Source organism: Ruegeria sp. HKCCD7628 (assembly GCF_057221005.1).
The window spans coordinates 16,312-33,445 of the sequence record NZ_JBWVBA010000008.1 but is presented as its reverse complement, the minus strand read 5'-3'; the positions used below and the strand labels follow the sequence as shown (position 1 = coordinate 33,445).

Genomic DNA, 17,134 nt, shown 5'->3' with positions numbered 1-17,134 from the left:
AAATCAAATGGGGGACTATTTGGGGGACTGGGGGAGTCAAAATATCCCAGTGGATTGATTATATGAAATTATTTGGGAAAAAGTGGTGCCCAGGAGAGGACTCGAACCTCCACGTCCATACGGACACTAGCACCTGAAGCTAGCGCGTCTACCAATTCCGCCACCTGGGCAGGTGTCGTGGAGGGGCGTTTAAGCCCACTGGCGAGGAGGGTCAACCGGATTCGGGAAGTTTTTTAAAAGTTTTTTGACCCCATCCAAAACGCACCCGAAAAAGCCAGGGTTTTTCCCCTACACGCGGCGTTATTGCGCCTTGTTCCGCGCCTCTTTGGGCGGTAGATCGGATCAGGAGCCAAAAGCAGGAGCCCTTCTATGTCAAAACTGGTCACGATTTATGGCGGATCCGGATTTGTCGGCAGGTACGTCGCACGACGTATGGCGAACGAAGGGTGGCGTGTTCGGGTCGCTGTCAGGCGCCCGAATGAAGCGATTTTCGTCAAACCTTACGGCGTGGTTGGACAGGTTGAACCCATCCTGTGCAACATTCGCGACGATGCGTCGGTTGCGGCGGCGATGCAGGGCGCGGATGCGGTGGTGAACTGCGTGGGTGTGCTGAACGAGCTGGGCAAGAACGCGTTTGACGCCGTACAGGCCGACGGGGCCGAACGGATCGCGCGGATCGCGGCCGAACAAGGGATCACGCGGATGGTCCATATTTCTGCCATTGGTGCAGACGCGGATTCGGACAGTGAGTATTCGCAAACCAAGGCACAGGGTGAGGCCGGAGTGCTTGCTCATATGCCCAATGCCGTGATCCTGCGCCCCTCGGTTATTTTCGGGACCGAGGATCAATTCTTCAACCGCTTTGCCGGGATGACCCGGATGGGGCCGTTCCTGCCGCTGGTCGGGGCCGAAACGAAGTTTCAGCCGGTCTATGTCGATGATGTGGCCAAAGCTGCCGTTCAGGGCGTTCTGGGGCAGGCTGCGGCCGGCACGTATGAACTGGGCGGCCCTGAGGTCAAGACACTCCGTGCGCTCACGCAGCAGATGCTTGACGTGATCCACCGCCGCCGCGTGATTATCGGGATGCCTTTTTTTGCCGCGCGGATCATGGCCGGGGTTCTGGACATCGTTAAGTTCGTCAGTTTCCAACTGTTCCCGAATAGCATTCTGACACGGGATCAGCTGAAAAACCTGCGCCGCGACAACGTCGTGTCGGATGGGGCGAAAAGCTTTGCCGATCTTGGGATCCAGCCGGCCACGTTGGAGTCGGTTCTGCCGGACTATCTTTGGAAGTTCCGCCCCTCGGGTCAGTATGATGAAATTCAAAGATCCGCTGACAACCTGCGGACCTGATCAACTGTAGGCAATGGCCAGCAGAGTTACGCCCAGAACAACGCGATAAATTACGTATGGCGTAAAGCTGACGCTGCGCAGCAAGCGCATCATGAAAGACAGCGCCAGAAGGGCCGCAACAAAGGCAAAAAGCGCGGCGATTGCTCCGTCAATAGCCAGTTGAGCGTCGGCTTCTTTGATCACATCGACTGAAAGCAATATGCCCGATGCCAAGATAGTCGGGATCGACATCAACATCGCGATCCGCGCGCCGTCTTCTCGGGTGTACCCCAAGTGCCGGGCGCCCGTAATCGTGATGCCGGACCGGGATGTGCCGGGGATCAGGGCCAGCATTTGCCACAAACCCATAATGGCCGCATCTTTCAGACCCCAGTCATTTGCCTTTTTTCTTTGCTGTCCTTTCTGGTCCATCCAATAGAGCAGCAGACCAAATCCCAACATGGTCCATCCAATCACCGCCATCGAGCGCAAAGACTGGCTGAGCCCGGTTTGATAAAGAATGGCGCCAAGGATAACCGTCGGAATCGTCGCAATGATCAGACCAAGCGCAAGCCGTGCCTGTGGCGTGTCTGTTTGACCCCGCAGCGCGTCTGGCAAACCTGCTGCGGCTGATTTTACGTCAGACCAAAAATAAAGAACCACCGCGCCTAGGGTGCCCACATGAACCGCCACATCAATGGCAAGGCCTTGATCCGCCAGACCGGTCAGGTTGGGCAGCAGAATCAGGTGCCCGGATGACGAAATCGGCAGAAATTCGGTGATACCCTGAATGATCGCCGCAAGAATCAGTTGAAATAGACTCATTAACCTGCCCGTGCCATCGTCACCTGTTCTTTGCGGTTCATGGGTATAAGCGTGATGAAGAAAAGGAAAGAACGCATATAGGTCCGATTCGGATCTAAATTTTTGCTTTTTTCCATGCGAACCTAGGATTTTTGATCGCAAATTCACTAATTAGGTCAGCATAATTGACTTTTCATCCTACCGTGCATCACTTAAAGAAACTCGACCAAGCCAATTCATGGAGTCTGACCCGTGGCCAAGCAACCGATGCTGAAATTTGTGCAAGTCGATCGCGCCATGCCTGAAAAGCGTGCCGCTGACACGCGCAAGGAAGACTTTGACGAGATCTATGCCGAATACGCTTCGGCCAAAGCCGAAGAGCAGGCCAGCCGCTGCAGCCAATGCGGTGTGCCCTATTGTCAGTCGCATTGCCCGTTGCACAACAATATCCCCGACTGGTTGCACCTGACCGCCACTGGCCGTCTGGAAGAGGCCTATCAGACCAGCCAGGCGACCAATACCTTCCCCGAGATCTGTGGCCGCATCTGCCCGCAAGATCGCCTGTGCGAAGGCAATTGCGTGATTGAACAGTCCGGTCACGGGACAGTAACCATCGGCACAATCGAGAAATACATCACCGATACCGCGTGGGACAAAGGCTGGGTCAAACCCACCACCCCCACAGTCGAGCGCAGCGAAAGCGTTGGTATCATCGGTGCGGGCCCCGGCGGTCTGGCGGCCGCTGACATGCTGCGCCGCGCAGGTATTCAGGTGACGGTCTATGACCGCTATGACCGCGCCGGAGGCCTGTTGATGTACGGTATTCCGGGCTTCAAACTGGAAAAGGACATCGTGCAGCGCCGCAACGACCTGCTGGCCGATGGCGGCGTGACATTCGAGTTGAATTGTGACGTCGACGCCGCGAAATTCGAAGACATTCGTGGCAAGCATGACGCGGTTATCATTGCCACTGGCGTTTACAAATCGCGTGACCTGTCTATGCCGGGCAGTGGTCTGGCCGGGATCGAAAAAGCGATCGACTTCCTGACCGCCTCGAACCGCAAAAGCTTTGGCGATGCGGTCGAAGACTTTGACAATGGCCGCTTGAACGCCTCTGGTAAAAAGGTCGTCGTGATCGGTGGCGGGGATACTGCGATGGATTGCGTGCGCACCTCGATCCGTCAAGGTGCGACCTCGGTCAAATGCCTGTACCGTCGCGACCGCGCGAATATGCCTGGCTCGCAGCGTGAGACTCAGAACGCCGAAGAAGAAGGCGTGGTGTTTGAGTGGCTTAGCGCGCCCAAGGGCTTTACCGGCGACGACCAAGTCACAGGCGTGATGGTGCAGAAGATGCGCTTGGGCCAGCCCGACGCAACCGGCCGTCAGGCACCTGAGGTGATCGAAGGTGCGGATTATGTCGAAGACGCCGATCTGGTGATCAAGGCGCTGGGGTTTCAGCCCGAAGACCTACCCACCCTGTTCGGTCAGCCCGACCTGCCCGTGACACGTTGGGGCACCGTCAAGGCCGCCTTCCAGACCGGCGAGACCGAGATGGACGGTGTTTACGCCATCGGTGACATCGTGCGCGGGGCCTCTCTGGTCGTGTGGGCGATCCGTGACGGGCGCGACTGTGCCGATGCGATCATCGACCGTTTCAACGCCAAGGCTGCGGTTGCAGCCGAATAACCCAGCAATCAGGAGCGCCGGAATGCCCGAGTTGCGAGGCCAATGCATGTGTGGCGCGGTCACCGTGACCGCGACTCCCGCGCGCGATGCGCTGGGCGCGTGCCATTGCGACCAGTGCCGCCGCTGGACCAGCTCGATGCTTGTGACGTTTGAGGCCGAAGAGGGCTATGCCGCGTTAGGCCCCGTGAAAACCTTCACCTCGTCCGATTGGGCCGAGCGCGCCTTCTGCGCTGACTGCGGCTCGGCGCTGTGGTACCGGATCACGCTTCCAGGTGAAATGCACGGACACACGCAAATCGCGGCAGGCCTGTTTCAGGATACAGGCCACACGCTGAAACTTGAACTTTACTTCGACAAAAAGCCCGAAGGATACGCGTTCGCAGGTGAACGCAAGCAAATGACCAAAGCCGAGGTTGAGGCCATGTATGCCTCCTCGGAAGAAGGAGACAGCCAATGACTAAATACGATGCCGATTGGGTGCGCGCCGAAGAAGCCAAACGTCATTGGATGGCCGAAAACGGTCTCTATTCCAAAGAGGAAGAGCATTCTTCCTGCGGTGTGGGCCTTGTCGTTTCCGTCGACGGCAAGCCGTCGCGCAAGGTTGTAGATGCGGGGATCGACGCGCTCAAGGCGATCTGGCATCGGGGCGCTGTGGATGCCGATGGCAAAACCGGCGACGGCGCGGGCATCCACGTGCAGATTCCGGTCCCCTTCTTCTATGATCAGATCCGTCGCACCGGTCACGAGCCCAATTTGGACGAGCTGATCGCCGTCGGTCAGGTCTTCCTGCCCCGGACCGATTTCGGTGCGCAGGAAAGCTGCCGGACCATAGTGGAAACCGAAGTGCTGCGCATGGGTTACTACATCTATGGCTGGCGCCACGTGCCGGTCGATGTGACCTGCCTGGGGGAAAAGGCCAACGCGACCCGCCCCGAGATTGAGCAGATCCTGATCTCGAACTCCAAAGGCGTGGACGAAGAAACCTTTGAGCGTGAGCTGTATGTGATCCGTCGCCGGATCGAAAAAGCGGCGGCAGCGGCTGGGATTTCGGGAATGTATCTGGCGTCGCTGTCGTGCCGCTCGATCATTTACAAGGGCATGATGCTGGCTGAACAAGTGGCCGTCTTCTACCCCGACCTGATGGATGAGCGTTTCGAATCCGCATTTGCGATCTATCACCAGCGTTATTCCACCAACACCTTCCCGCAATGGTGGTTGGCGCAGCCCTTCCGCATGTTGGCCCATAACGGCGAGATCAACACGCTGAAAGGCAACGTCAACTGGATGAAAAGCCATGAGATCCGCATGGCATCCTCGACCTTTGGGGACTATGCCGAGGACATCAAACCGATCATCGCGGGCGGATCGTCAGATTCCGCTGCATTAGACTCGGTTTTCGAGGTTCTGGTACGTGCAGGCCGGTCTGCCCCAATGGCGAAAACCATGCTGGTGCCGGAAAGCTGGTCCAAACAGGCGGTTGAGCTGCCGCAGGCGTGGCGCGACATGTATTCCTACTGCAACTCGGTGATGGAGCCATGGGATGGCCCTGCCGCTCTGGCCATGACCGATGGTCGCTGGGTCTGCGCCGGGCTCGACCGGAATGGCCTGCGTCCGATGCGCTATGTCGTGACAGGGGATGGTCTGGTCATCGCCGGATCTGAGGCTGGGATGGTGCCGATTGATGAGGCGTCGGTAACGGAAAAAGGCGCGCTGGGTCCGGGTCAGATGCTGGCCGTGGATATGAAGCGCGGCAAGCTGTACCGCGACACGCAGATCAAGGATAAACTGGCCCGTGCTCTGCCGTTTGGTGAGTGGGTTGGCAAGATCAATGATCTGAATGAAAGCCTGTCAGGCGTGACAGAGACCGCGAAGTTCAGCGGAGAGGAACTGCGCAAGCGCCAGATCGCGGCTGGTTATTCTGTTGAAGAATTGGAGCAAATCCTTGCCCCCATGGCTGAAGACGGCAAGGAATCACTGGCCTCGATGGGCGATGACACCCCGTCGGCAGTTTTGTCCAAGCAATACCGCCCGCTCAGCCATTTCTTCCGCCAGAACTTTAGCCAGGTGACCAACCCGCCGATCGATAGCCTGCGCGAATACCGCGTCATGTCGCTGAAAACACGGTTCGGAAACCTGAAAAACGTGCTGGACGAAGACAGCAGCCAGACCGAGATCATCACGCTGGACAGCCCCTTTGTAGGCAACGCCCAATGGGACCGTCTGGTGGAAAATCTCGGTTCGCCGCTGGCGGAAATCGACTGTAGCTTTGAACCCGGTCGGGGCGCGCTGAGCGCTGCTTTGGTCCGTGTTAGAGCCGAAGCAGAAGAGGCCGTGCGCTCGGGCGCGGGGCATCTGGTGCTGTCCGATATGAACTCGGGAGAGGGCCGCGTGGCGATGCCGATGATCCTGGCGACCAGCGCCGTTCATTCGCATCTGACCCGTCAGGGGCTGCGGACTTTCTGTTCGCTGAACGTGCGTTCGGCGGAATGTGTTGATCCGCACTACTTTGCCGTTCTGATCGGCTGTGGCGCGACCGTTGTGAACGCTTATCTGGCAGAAGACTCGCTGGCTGACCGCATTGATCGCGGCTTGCTGGATGGCACTTTGACCGAGAATGTCGCGCGCTACCGCGAGGCGATTGATCAGGGCCTGCTGAAGATCATGGCCAAGATGGGGATTTCGGTGATCTCCTCGTACCGCGGTGGTCTGAACTTTGAGGCCGTGGGCCTGAGCCGCGCCATGGTGGCCGAGTTTTTCCCGGGCATGACCAGCCGGATTTCCGGCATCGGTGTCACCGGTATTCAGGCCAAGGCCGAGGAAATCCACGCCAAAGGTTGGGACAGCGGTCTGGACGTGCTTCCCATCGGTGGTTTCTACAAAGCGCGCAAATCGGGTGAGACCCACGCTTGGGAAGCGAGCTCGATGCATATGATGCAAATGGCGTGTAACCGCGCATCCTATGAGCTGTGGAAACAGTATTCGGCCAAGATGCAGTCAAACCCGCCGATCCACCTGCGTGACCTGATGGATTTCAAACCGCTGGGCAAACCGGTGCCGATTGAAGAGGTCGAATCGATCACCTCGATCCGCAAACGCTTTGTCACGCCGGGCATGTCGCTGGGTGCTCTGAGCCCCGAGGCGCATAAGACGCTGAACGTGGCGATGAACCGGATCGGAGCTAAGTCTGACTCTGGTGAAGGCGGCGAAGATCCGGCACATTTCGTGCCGGAGCCGAATGGCGACAACCCGTCGGCCAAGATCAAACAGGTGGCTTCGGGCCGCTTTGGCGTGACCGCCGAATACCTGAACCAGTGTGAAGAGCTTGAGATCAAGGTCGCCCAGGGTGCGAAACCGGGTGAAGGTGGTCAGTTGCCGGGCATGAAGGTCACCGACCTGATCGCGCGCCTGCGTCACTCGACCAAGGGCGTGACGCTGATCTCACCGCCGCCGCACCACGATATCTACTCGATCGAGGATCTGGCGCAGCTGATCTATGACCTCAAGCAGATCAACCCGCGCTGTAAGGTGACCGTGAAGCTGGTGGCGTCCTCGGGCGTTGGCACGATTGCTGCCGGTGTGGCCAAGGCGAAAGCGGATATCATCCTTATTTCGGGCCACAACGGTGGCACGGGTGCGTCGCCTGCGACGTCGATCAAATACGCCGGTCTGCCGTGGGAGATGGGCCTCACTGAGGCGCATCAGGTTCTGGCGATGAACAACCTGCGCGACCGCGTGACTCTGCGGACCGATGGCGGGCTGCGCACCGGGCGTGACATCGTGATGGCCGCGATGATGGGGGCCGAGGAATACGGCATCGGCACCGCTGCCCTGATCGCGATGGGCTGTATAATGGTACGTCAGTGCCAGTCGAACACCTGCCCGGTCGGTGTGTGTACGCAGGACGAATCCCTGCGCGCCAAATTCACCGGCAATGCCGACAAGGTCGTCAACCTGATCACCTTCTACGCGCAGGAAGTGCGCGAGCTGCTGGCCAGCCTTGGTGCGCGCTCGATTGACGAGATCATCGGACGGGCCGATCTGCTGGCGCAGGTCAGCCGTGGCTCGGCGCATCTGGACGATCTGGACCTGAACCCGCTGCTGATCACCGTCGATGGCGCACATGACATCGTCTACAACCGCGACAAGGATCGCAACGCAGTGCCCGATACGCTGGACGCCGAGATTGTGCGCGATGCGGCGCGGTTCCTGAAAGACGGTGAGAAGATGCAGCTGTCCTACGCCATCCAGAACACGCATCGGACCGTGGGGACCCGCGTGTCCAGCCATATCGTGCGGAATTTCGGGATGCGGAACACGTTCCAGGACGACCATCTGCATGTGAAGCTGCAGGGCTCGGCTGGTCAGTCGCTGGGGGCTTTTGCGGCGCCGGGTCTGAAACTGGAAGTGTCGGGTGATGCCAATGACTATGTCGGCAAAGGTCTGTCGGGCGGCATGATCGTCGTGCGCCCACCGCAGGTCAGCCCGCTGAAGGCAGACGACAACACGATTATCGGCAACACGGTTCTATACGGCGCCACCGACGGCCACCTGTTCGCAGCAGGTCGCGCAGGTGAACGGTTCGCGGTCCGGAACTCGGGTGCCAAAGTGGTGATCGAGGGCTGCGGCTCGAACGGGTGCGAATATATGACTGGCGGTGTGGCTGTGATTCTGGGCGACATTGGTGCCAACTTTGGCGCGGGCATGACCGGTGGCATGGCGTACCTGTACGATCCCGAAGGCAAGGCGCAGGCGTTGATGAACATGGAAACACTGGTGACCTGCCCGGTGACGGTGGATCACTGGATGGATCAGATGAAAACGCTGATTGAACGCCATGCTTTGGAAACCAACAGTCGCAAAGCTGCAGATATCCTGCAGCATTGGGATGTGGAAAAGGCAAACTTCCTTCAGGTTTGCCCAAAGGAGATGCTGAACAAGCTCAGCCATCCTCTGACCAACGAAGTTGAAGCAGTTCCGGCGGAATAAGACCCCGTCCGATCGTTAGTCGAGAAACCCGCGTGTCTCCTGAAACACGCGGGTTTTTCTATTTTTTGGCATTTTTGACGGCTTTCTTGCGTTTTTAATCGTTTCACGCCTAGCTAACGAAAACGTTATCTCGGCGCTCTGGTCGCCAGCCCATTTAACGCGTCGCAGGGAGCAGGCACATGCCAACAACCTACACAGATCAGTTTTTTGTCATCGACCCGGCCAATCCCGGAGCGAACGGCACGACACCTGGCTCGACCCTGACGGTTCAGAAATTCGACATCGTCGACCAGAACGACAACGGCCTGATCAACCGGCTGAACAACGACTCGGTCGACGGATCAGACATTACGGCGTCCTATTTCAATGACATGGTGACCATAGAGTTGGATGACGGCACTCAGATCACCTACACGGGTGTGACCTTCTATCTTGCCGATGGGCGCGAGGTGTTTACACCCACCGACGGACAAGTTTTGGAAAGCGGGACGTTCGTCAGCTCATCTGCGACTGATTTCAGCGACACAGGAGGTTCATTTGGTTCGGTCGATATCGGAGCCGGCGATCTGGGCCCACCTTGTTTCACGCCCGGCACAATGATCGAGACGGCATCCGGCCCTCGCCGGGTCGAGGACTTGCGTCCCGGTGATCTGGTTCTGACCTCTGACAACGGGGCACAGCCTTTGCTTTGGGTCGGCAGAACAACGGTGAAAGCCCAGGGGAAACTTGCCCCGGTACGCTTTGAAGCCGGTGTTTTGGGGACGAACAAACCGCTGATCGTCTCTCCGCAACACCGTATTCTGATCGAGGACTGGCGCGCGCCCTATCTATTTGGGTATTCCGAAGTTCTGATTGCGGCGCATTGTCTTGTGAACGGCAAGACGGTCACGCGCGTCGAAGGTGGCGAGGTCGAATATCTGCATCTGCTGTTTTCACGACATGAGATCGTGACGGCAAATGGCGCAAAAAGCGAAAGTTTTTATCCGGGTCATGCCGTATCAATGGCCGACAGCCAAACGCAGGCCGAGATTTTGACCTTGTTTCCCGAGCTTGGTCGCGAAAACCCTGTTTTGCCGGATACCGCCCGTCCGGTAGTGCGCCCGCGCGAAGCCCGCGTAATCGCGATTTAACCCGTTCCATACCCGTCTTCGGCGTCGTATAGCAACAGCATGGCAAAAAAAGCAGCGCGCAAATCGAGCAGCAAGAAACGCAAGGCCGCTAAAAGAAAAACACCGATTATTCCGAGAATCCGCCGCTGGGTAGGGCGTGGGTTTTTGGTGGTGATCGCATGTGTTGTTGGGCTGGTGGTTTTGTATTCGGTGGTGAATCCGCCGGTGACCCACACGATCTGGTCCGAGTGGCGGCGCCTAGGTAAAGTCGAACGGGATTGGGTTCCGATAGAACAGATTTCTCCGGTCATGGCGCGCTCGGCTGTGGCGGCGGAAGACGCCAATTTCTGTCTGCACTGGGGCTTTGATGTCGAAGCCATTCGCGATGCACTTGAGGACGGAGGGTCAAGGGGTGCGTCAACGATTACACAGCAGGTGGTGAAGAATGTGTTCTTGTGGCAAGGGCGCAGCTGGATACGCAAAGCGCTTGAAACCTCGATCACACCGGTTGTCGAAATCTTTTGGAGCAAACAACGTATCCTTGAGGTGTATCTGAACGTGGCCGAGACCGGGAATGGCGTTTTTGGAGTCGAAGCAGCGGCTCAGCGTAACTTCAATGTACCCGCCTCCAAGCTGTCGCCGGTTCAGTCCGCTCGGATCGCTGCAATTCTGCCCTCCCCCCGAAACAGATCGGTCACTGATCCATCAGTACGCACACGTAGGCGGGCGGCCTCGATCCTGGATGGGGCGGCCACCATCCGCGCAGATGGTCGCGCAGATTGTTTCGAGGATTGAAATACTAACCCTCTCGGCGCTAAAGCTGGATTGTATTCACTGGTTCGATTGGAAGCTCATGGCGCGTCTGTTTCACGTTCCCCTGTCCCCATATTGCCGCAAGGTCCGTCTGTCGCTAGCGGAAAAGAAGATCGAGGTTGAGCTGGTCGAAGAGAAATACTGGGAGCAAGACCCGGATTTCCTGCGCCGCAATCCGGCGGGTAAAGTTCCCGTTCTGCGGTTGGACGGTCAGGTGATGGCGGAAAGCGCGGCGATTTGTGAATACATTGAGGAAACGCGCCCCGAGCCATCTTTGATGCCGAAGACCCCCGAAGCTCGGTATGAGGTGCGGCGTTTGGTGGGTTGGTTCGATGACAAGTTTCATCACGAGGTGACGTCGAAACTGTTGTATGAGCGGGTCAACAAGAAGATGACCGGTCAGGGATACCCGGACAGCAAGAACGTGAAAGAGGGTGCCAAGGCCATTAAATATCATCTGGATTATATGGCATGGTTGCTGGATCATCGGCGTTGGTTGGCCGGCGATCAGATGACGCTGGCGGATTTTGCGGCGGCTGCGCATTTGTCGGCGTTGGATTATATTTCGGATGTGGATTGGAACCGGTCGGCGGCGGTGAAGGATTGGTATGCCAAGATCAAGTCCCGGCCTGCGTTCCGGTCGATACTGGCGGATCAGGTGCCGGGGTTCCGGCCTCCGCCGCATTACGCGGATCTGGATTTCTGATAGGGTGGAAGGGGGGCTGTCTGCCCCCCATCGCGCCGGGGCGCGATTCCCCCCGAAGGTATTTTTAGCCAGATGAAGAGCGGATCGGATTTAAAGCGCAAGGTGGTCGCTCGGGCATTGAGCGAGGGGTTTGTGTCCTGTCGGATTTGTCGGCCGTGGGATGTGCCGGAAGTGCCCGCGCGGTTGCAGGCGTTTTTGGATTCCGGGTATCACGGACAGATGGGGTGGATGGCCGAACGGACCCATTGGCGGGGCGATCCGTCGGCTTTGTGGCCCGAGGCGCGGTCGGTGATCATGCTGGCCGAGAGCTATACGTCTGAACATGATCCTACCGAGGTTTTGAGCCATCCAGACCGGGCTGCGATTTCGGTCTACGCGCAGAACAAGGATTACCATGATCTGGTGAAAAAACGCCTGAAGCGGTTGGCGCGGTGGTTGATTGCCGAAGGTGGCGGCGAGGTGAAGGTGTTCGTGGATACCGCGCCGGTGCCTGAGAAGGCCCTGGGCCATGCGGCGGGGTTGGGTTGGCAGGGGAAGCACACCAATTTGGTCAGCCGTGATTGGGGAAATTGGGCCTTTATAGGCTCTGTTTTCACCACATTGGACCTGCCTGCGGATATAGCCGAGGTGGATCATTGCGGATCGTGTCGCGCTTGTTTGGATGCCTGTCCAACGGATGCGTTTCCTGCGCCGTACAAGTTGGATGCGCGGCGGTGTATTTCCTATCTGACCATCGAACATAAGGGGCCGGTGGACGAAGAGTTGCGCGGCAAGTTGGGCAATCGGATTTACGGATGCGATGATTGTCTCGCAGCCTGTCCGTGGAACAAGTTTGCCGTTGCGGCCAGCGATATTCGCTATGCTGCGCGGGATGATTTGGTGGCCCCGCCTCTGGCCGAATTGGCGGGGTTGGATGATGCGGCGTTTCGGGCCAAGTTCTCGGGCTCGCCCATTAAGCGGATCGGGCGGGATCGGTTTGTGCGCAATGTATTGTATGCGATCGGCAATTCCGGTTTGCCCGCAATGAAGCCGGTGGCGCAGGGGTTGGTGGATGATCCGGACCCAGCCGTGGCAGATGCCGCGCGCTGGGCAGTGCAACAACTGCCATAAGTGCCGCAAACAGGCTGGACGTGTCGGTCCAAACCGCTACACCCAATTCAGCGAACAGGAAGGAGAACCCGATGGCGCTGGCTTTGGGGGTGGATACGGGTGGAACCTATACGGATGCGGTGCTGATCCGGGATGAGGCTGAGGTGATCGCCTCGGCCAAGTCGCTGACCACGCGGGCGGATTTGGCGATTGGCGTCGGTAAGGCGATTTCGGCTGTGTTGGAACAGGCAGCGGTTGGCCCTGAGCAAATCTCTATGGCATCTTTGTCGACCACTTTGGCCACCAATGCTCTGGTCGAGGGGCAGGGCGGGCGTGTGGCGCTGGTCTATATCGGGTTCAAAGAGGGCGACCTGGATCGGCACGGGTTGCGCGACGCGTTGAAGGGTGATCCGGCCTTGGTTATTGCCGGGGGCCACAGCCATGCAGGGGGTGAAGCTGCTCCGCTGGATGTGGCGGCGTTGGAGGCGTTTTTAGAATCTCATAAAGGCATTTCCGGCTTTGCTGTGGCCGCGCAATTTGCTACGCGTAACCCCGCACACGAGTTGGAAGCGGCGCGGATTATCACCGAGCGGACAGGCGCTCCGGTCACATGTTCTAATCACCTGTCGGCCAAGCTGAATGGGCCGAAACGGGCGGTGACGGCGGTATTAAATGCACGGCTGATCGGGATGATCGAGCGGCTGATCGGACGGGCGCAGGATCAGTTGCTGGCGCTGGGCATTACTGCGCCGATGATGGTGGTGCGTGGCGATGGTGCGTTGATGAGCGCCGAGCAGGCGCGGGAACGCCCGATTGAGACGATCCTCAGCGGGCCTGCGGCCTCGATCGTGGGGGCCAGTTGGTTGACCGGGGCTGAGAATGCCTTGGTATCGGATATTGGCGGGACAACCACGGATATTGCGCTGATCCGCGACGGTAAGCCCGCGATTGATCCCAATGGTGCGCAGGTTGGCGGTTTCCGCACCATGGTCGAGGCGGTGGCGATGCGCACCCATGGTCTGGGCGGCGACAGTCAGGTCCATGTGGTGACCGAGGGGCTGGGAGGCGGCGTGGTCCTTGGGCCGCGTAGGGTATTGCCAGTGTCGCTGATCGCGGCCGAGGCCCCGGATGTGGTGCATGCTGAGTTGGACAAACAACTGCGCGCGACCACGGTAGGTGAACATGACACGCGGTTTGCCCGTCGCGTGCCCGGTATCCATGCCGAGGGGCTGGGTGCGCGGGAAGAGGTGTTGTTGGACCGTCTTGGCGATCAGGTTTTGCCGCTGAGCGATCTGTTGCGCACACGGATGGAGAATGGGGCTCTGACGCGGTTGGTGGATCGCGGGATCGTTCAGGCCTCGGGCGTGACGCCGTCGGATGCCAGCCACGTTTTGGGGCGGCTGGACGCCTGGGATGCCGACGCCGCGCGCAAGGCGTTGGAACTGGTGTCACGCAAACGGGTCGGGTCGGGTGATGTGCTGGCGAAAACGCCCGAGGCTTTGGCGCAGATGATCGGGGATCAGTTGACCGAGCAGACCTCATTGATCTTATTAGAGACTGCTTTTGCCGAAGAAGCCGAGGATTTTGGTATCCCTTCCGCCGATCTGGCGCGGCATGTTCTGACCCGCAAGGGGTTGGCCGGGCATCGGGGCCTGCTGGCGTTGGATGCGGCGCTGAACGTGGATGTGATCGGGTTGGGTGCGTCGGCCCCTAGCTATTACCCGGCGGTCGGGGAGCGTTTGCATTGCAAGATGATCTTGCCCGAACATACCGGCGTGGCCAATGCCATCGGTGCGGTCGTCGGTCGCCTGACTTTGCGCCGGGCGGGGACAGTCACGTCGCCGTCCGAGGGCAAGTTCCGAGTGCATCTTGAGGACGGGCCGCAAGATTTCAACGATTCAGAGGCGGCGCTAACCCTGCTGGAATCCGTGCTAAGATCCGAGGCCGAAGGCGCGGTGCGTGACGCCGGGGCCGAGGATATCCGCGTGATCGTTGACCGCGACATCCGCACTGCCCGCGTCGAGGCGCAGGAGGTGTTTGTCGAAGCCATGATCACGGTTGAAGCCAGCGGCCGCCCAAGGGTTGCCGCCGGCTGATCGCTTATTCCGCCGCGTCGCGTTTGGGCAGAACCCAGTCGGGCCGCGGGAAATGGCAGGTATAGCCGTTGGGGATACGCTCCAGATAGTCCTGATGCTCGGGCTCGGCGTCCCAGAAATCACCGACGGGCTCCAGCTCGGTCACGACTTTGCCGGGCCAGATACCGCTAGCGTTCACATCGGCAATCGTATCCAACGCCACCTGTTTCTGATCGTCATCCACATAGTAGATGGCCGAACGATAGCTCATCCCGCGGTCATTGCCCTGACGGTTTACCGTGGTCGGATCGTGGATCTGGAAGAAGAACTCCAGCAACTCACGATAGCTGATCTGCGCAGGATCAAAGAAAATCTCGATCCCTTCGGCATGGGTGCCGTGGTTGCGGTAGGTGGCGTTGGGGACATCGCCGCCGGTATAGCCGACGCTGGTGCGGGACACACCCGGCAGCTTGCGGATCAGGTCCTGCATTCCCCAGAAACAACCTCCGGCCAGGACAGCGCGTTCTTCGGTCATCAGATTTCCTCCACATGGATCAGATAGTCGGCATAGCCTTCTGCCTCCATGTCATCGCGGTGGACAAACCGCAAGGAGGCTGAGTTGATGCAATAGCGCAGCCCGCCATGTTCGCGCGGACCGTCGGGGAAGACGTGGCCCAGATGGCTGTCGCCGTATTTCGAGCGCACTTCGGTACGGATCATGCCGTGAGTGGCGTCGTGAAACTCTTCCACATGTTCATGCACGATGGGTTTGGTGAAGCTGGGCCAGCCACAGCCGGATTCGTATTTGTGGGTCGAGGCGAACAGCGGCTCGCCCGAGACGATATCCACATAGATCCCCGGTTCCTTGTTGTTCAGCAGCTTGCCAGTGCCCGGGCGTTCTGTCCCGCTGTTCTGCGTAACGTGATATTCTTCAGGTGAGAGGGCGGCGATGGCCTCGGGGGATTTGGTGTATTGAGTCATGGATCCTCCGGTCGGTTGGTTTGCACCATTATTTGGGGGCTGGGGCGCAGAAATCAAAGCCTGATTCACGCACCTCGCGTGCTCGTGCGTTGATCCGGTGGGCGATTTGGCGCGTATACTGTGGCAGAGGAGAGTTCACCATGTTCCGCATCTTGCTGTTGACCGCTTTGATTCTGACCGGGCGCACCGTGCAGGCCGCGCCGCTGACCGGAGAGTTTCCGTCCATCGACGGCGGCACCCTGTCGATCGCGGATTGGCGGGGGCAGCCGGTTTTGGTGGTGAACACGGCCTCGCATTGTGGCTTTACCGGGCAATACAGCGCGCTGCAGCAAGTCCACGAAGACTATGGTCCGCGTGGTCTGGTCGTGCTGGCGGTACCGTCGGATTCCTTCAATCAGGAATTGGGATCGGCGGAAGAGGTCAAGGAGTTCTGCGATTTCAACTACAACCTGACCCTGCCGATGACGGACATTACCCCAGTTCGGGGCGCTGAGGCGCATCCTTTCTACCAACAGGTCGCGGCGCTGACCGGGTTTGAGCCCAGTTGGAACTTCAACAAAATCCTTCTGGACACTGAAGGCGAAGTTGTAGCGACCTATGGCGCGACCACGCGCCCCGATTCCCGGCAAGTTCTGTCTCAGGTCGAGGCTTTGCTGCCCTGAGCAGGTTGCCGCGATAACTGAACGGCCAAAATCCCGGCTGTGGTGATCAGTACGCCAACGGCATCCAGTGGGCCGAGTTTCTCCCCCAGAAGCAACGTAGCAATCGTCACACCGAAAACAGGGTTTAGGAAGTGGAAGGTGGCTGCGCGGGTCGCTCCGATCCGGTCTAGCAACAGGAACCAGATCAGAGTGGCCAACAAGCCGGGGAACAGGGTTGTGTAGGTGAAAGCCAGCGCCAGCGGAACGGTGAGGTGGATATGGATCACCTCGAACAGCGGTGCCGCGACAAACAAAACGGCCGAGCCCACCAGCATCTGCAACCCCACGACCATCATGAAATTCCCGCCCGAGGTCGCCCCGCGCACCGCCAAGGTGGCGAAGGTCAGTGCCAAGGCTCCAACACCACAGAGCATCACGCCGAACATATCAACGCCCGCGCTGATGCGGCTGCTCATGATCAGTGCGACGCCTGCAAACCCTGCCAGCAGGCCGATCACGCCCATGGGCCGCAGACGATCACCCAAAAACAGCCAGCTTGCCAGCGCCACCAGCAGGGGCATAGTCGAGGCGATAATGGCGGCAACCGACGCCTCAATCGTTTGCATTGCGTAGAAATTCAGACCCAAATACAGGGCATTTTGGCAGATTCCAAACAGGATGGTCGCGTACCATTGTTGCGGCGTCAGCCGCCAACTCTGTCCCATTGCGCGCGCAATGGCCACGCCGATCAACCCGGAAATCAAAAAGCGCAGTGCCAGCGAAAACAGCGGTGATGCCTCCATCACGATGATCCGCGCCGAAGTAAAGGCCGACGACCAGATCAGTGCAAATGTTAGCCCCATGGCCATGGCGCGCAGATCCATCGCCCATCCCCTTTGTTGGTTTCGCGCA

The 17,134-nt window shown here is 58.9% G+C and carries 15 protein-coding genes and 1 tRNA gene; 10 read left to right on the top strand and 6 right to left on the bottom strand.

Going from position 1 to position 17,134, the window contains the following annotated elements:
* Positions 1-83 precede the first annotated feature (83 nt).
* Positions 84-170 (bottom strand) — tRNA-Leu (locus AC2TAD_RS15860).
* A gap of 199 nt (positions 171-369) precedes the next feature.
* Here AC2TAD_RS15860 and AC2TAD_RS15855 point away from each other — a divergent pair.
* Positions 370-1,353, top strand: a complete 984-nt coding sequence (locus AC2TAD_RS15855; RefSeq protein WP_480868817.1) for a complex I NDUFA9 subunit family protein — start codon at positions 370-372, stop codon at positions 1,351-1,353.
* Here AC2TAD_RS15855 and AC2TAD_RS15850 read toward each other — a convergent pair whose 3' ends face one another.
* Positions 1,354-2,157 carry an undecaprenyl-diphosphate phosphatase gene (locus AC2TAD_RS15850; RefSeq protein WP_480868815.1) on the bottom strand — a complete coding sequence of 268 codons (804 nt, stop codon included), beginning with the start codon at positions 2,155-2,157 and terminating at the stop codon, positions 1,354-1,356.
* A 231-nt stretch (positions 2,158-2,388) separates the two neighbouring features.
* On the opposite strand from AC2TAD_RS15850, the gene AC2TAD_RS15845 reads away from it, so the two are divergent.
* The 4 genes from AC2TAD_RS15845 (at position 2,389) to AC2TAD_RS15830 (ending at position 9,938) form a co-directional block, all read left to right on the top strand.
* The gene (locus AC2TAD_RS15845; protein WP_480868814.1) at positions 2,389-3,822 is read left to right on the top strand and encodes an NAD(P)-dependent oxidoreductase; all 1,434 of its coding nucleotides are present in this window, start codon (positions 2,389-2,391) and stop codon (positions 3,820-3,822) included.
* Positions 3,823-3,844: 22 nt separating this feature from the next.
* Positions 3,845-4,279: a GFA family protein gene (locus tag AC2TAD_RS15840; protein WP_480868813.1), complete on the top strand. Its 435-nt coding sequence runs from the start codon at positions 3,845-3,847 to the stop codon at positions 4,277-4,279.
* The gene (gene gltB / locus AC2TAD_RS15835; protein WP_480868812.1) at positions 4,276-8,808 is read left to right on the top strand and encodes a glutamate synthase large subunit; all 4,533 of its coding nucleotides are present in this window, start codon (positions 4,276-4,278) and stop codon (positions 8,806-8,808) included. Before AC2TAD_RS15840 ends, gltB begins: the two co-directional genes overlap by 4 nt.
* A gap of 179 nt (positions 8,809-8,987) precedes the next feature.
* Entirely contained in the window at positions 8,988-9,938 is a 951-nt protein-coding gene (locus AC2TAD_RS15830; protein WP_480868810.1) for a Hint domain-containing protein, read from the top strand.
* Here the strand turns inward: AC2TAD_RS15830 and AC2TAD_RS15825 are convergent.
* On the bottom strand, positions 9,935-10,153 hold the full coding sequence (locus AC2TAD_RS15825; RefSeq protein WP_331252861.1) for a hypothetical protein: 219 nt from the start codon (positions 10,151-10,153) through the stop codon (positions 9,935-9,937). The genes AC2TAD_RS15830 and AC2TAD_RS15825 overlap by 4 nt on opposite strands.
* Here AC2TAD_RS15825 and mtgA point away from each other — a divergent pair.
* The 4 genes from mtgA (at position 10,086) to AC2TAD_RS15805 (ending at position 14,621) form a co-directional block, all read left to right on the top strand.
* Positions 10,086-10,712, top strand: coding sequence for a monofunctional biosynthetic peptidoglycan transglycosylase (mtgA, locus tag AC2TAD_RS15820; RefSeq protein ID WP_480869034.1), 627 nt, complete (start codon positions 10,086-10,088; stop codon positions 10,710-10,712). The genes AC2TAD_RS15825 and mtgA overlap by 68 nt on opposite strands.
* Before the next feature lie 58 nt (positions 10,713-10,770).
* Entirely contained in the window at positions 10,771-11,436 is a 666-nt protein-coding gene (gene fzlA, locus AC2TAD_RS15815) for an FtsZ-binding protein FzlA (protein WP_480868809.1), read from the top strand.
* A 72-nt stretch (positions 11,437-11,508) separates the two neighbouring features.
* Positions 11,509-12,546, top strand: coding sequence for a tRNA epoxyqueuosine(34) reductase QueG (queG, locus tag AC2TAD_RS15810; protein WP_480868807.1), 1,038 nt, complete (start codon positions 11,509-11,511; stop codon positions 12,544-12,546).
* A 71-nt stretch (positions 12,547-12,617) separates the two neighbouring features.
* Positions 12,618-14,621 (top strand): hydantoinase/oxoprolinase family protein, encoded by a 2,004-nt coding sequence (locus AC2TAD_RS15805; RefSeq protein ID WP_480868805.1) that lies wholly within the window; start codon positions 12,618-12,620, stop codon positions 14,619-14,621.
* Between the two features lie 4 nt (positions 14,622-14,625).
* Here the strand turns inward: AC2TAD_RS15805 and msrA are convergent, their stop codons facing one another.
* Positions 14,626-15,135: a peptide-methionine (S)-S-oxide reductase MsrA gene (gene msrA / locus AC2TAD_RS15800; protein ID WP_480506066.1), complete on the bottom strand. Its 510-nt coding sequence runs from the start codon at positions 15,133-15,135 to the stop codon at positions 14,626-14,628.
* Positions 15,135-15,581, bottom strand: coding sequence for a peptide-methionine (R)-S-oxide reductase MsrB (gene msrB, locus AC2TAD_RS15795; RefSeq protein WP_170355545.1), 447 nt, complete (start codon positions 15,579-15,581; stop codon positions 15,135-15,137). The genes msrA and msrB overlap by 1 nt, the downstream gene beginning before the upstream one ends.
* A 140-nt stretch (positions 15,582-15,721) precedes the next feature.
* Here msrB and AC2TAD_RS15790 point away from each other — a divergent pair, with 140 nt between their 5' ends.
* The gene (locus AC2TAD_RS15790; protein ID WP_480868802.1) at positions 15,722-16,243 is read left to right on the top strand and encodes a glutathione peroxidase; all 522 of its coding nucleotides are present in this window, start codon (positions 15,722-15,724) and stop codon (positions 16,241-16,243) included.
* On the opposite strand, the gene AC2TAD_RS15785 is transcribed toward AC2TAD_RS15790, so the two are convergent.
* Positions 16,219-17,106, bottom strand: a complete 888-nt coding sequence (locus AC2TAD_RS15785) for a DMT family transporter (RefSeq protein ID WP_480868800.1) — start codon at positions 17,104-17,106, stop codon at positions 16,219-16,221. The two genes, AC2TAD_RS15790 and AC2TAD_RS15785, sit on opposite strands and share 25 nt — an antisense overlap.
* Positions 17,107-17,134 lie beyond the last annotated feature (28 nt).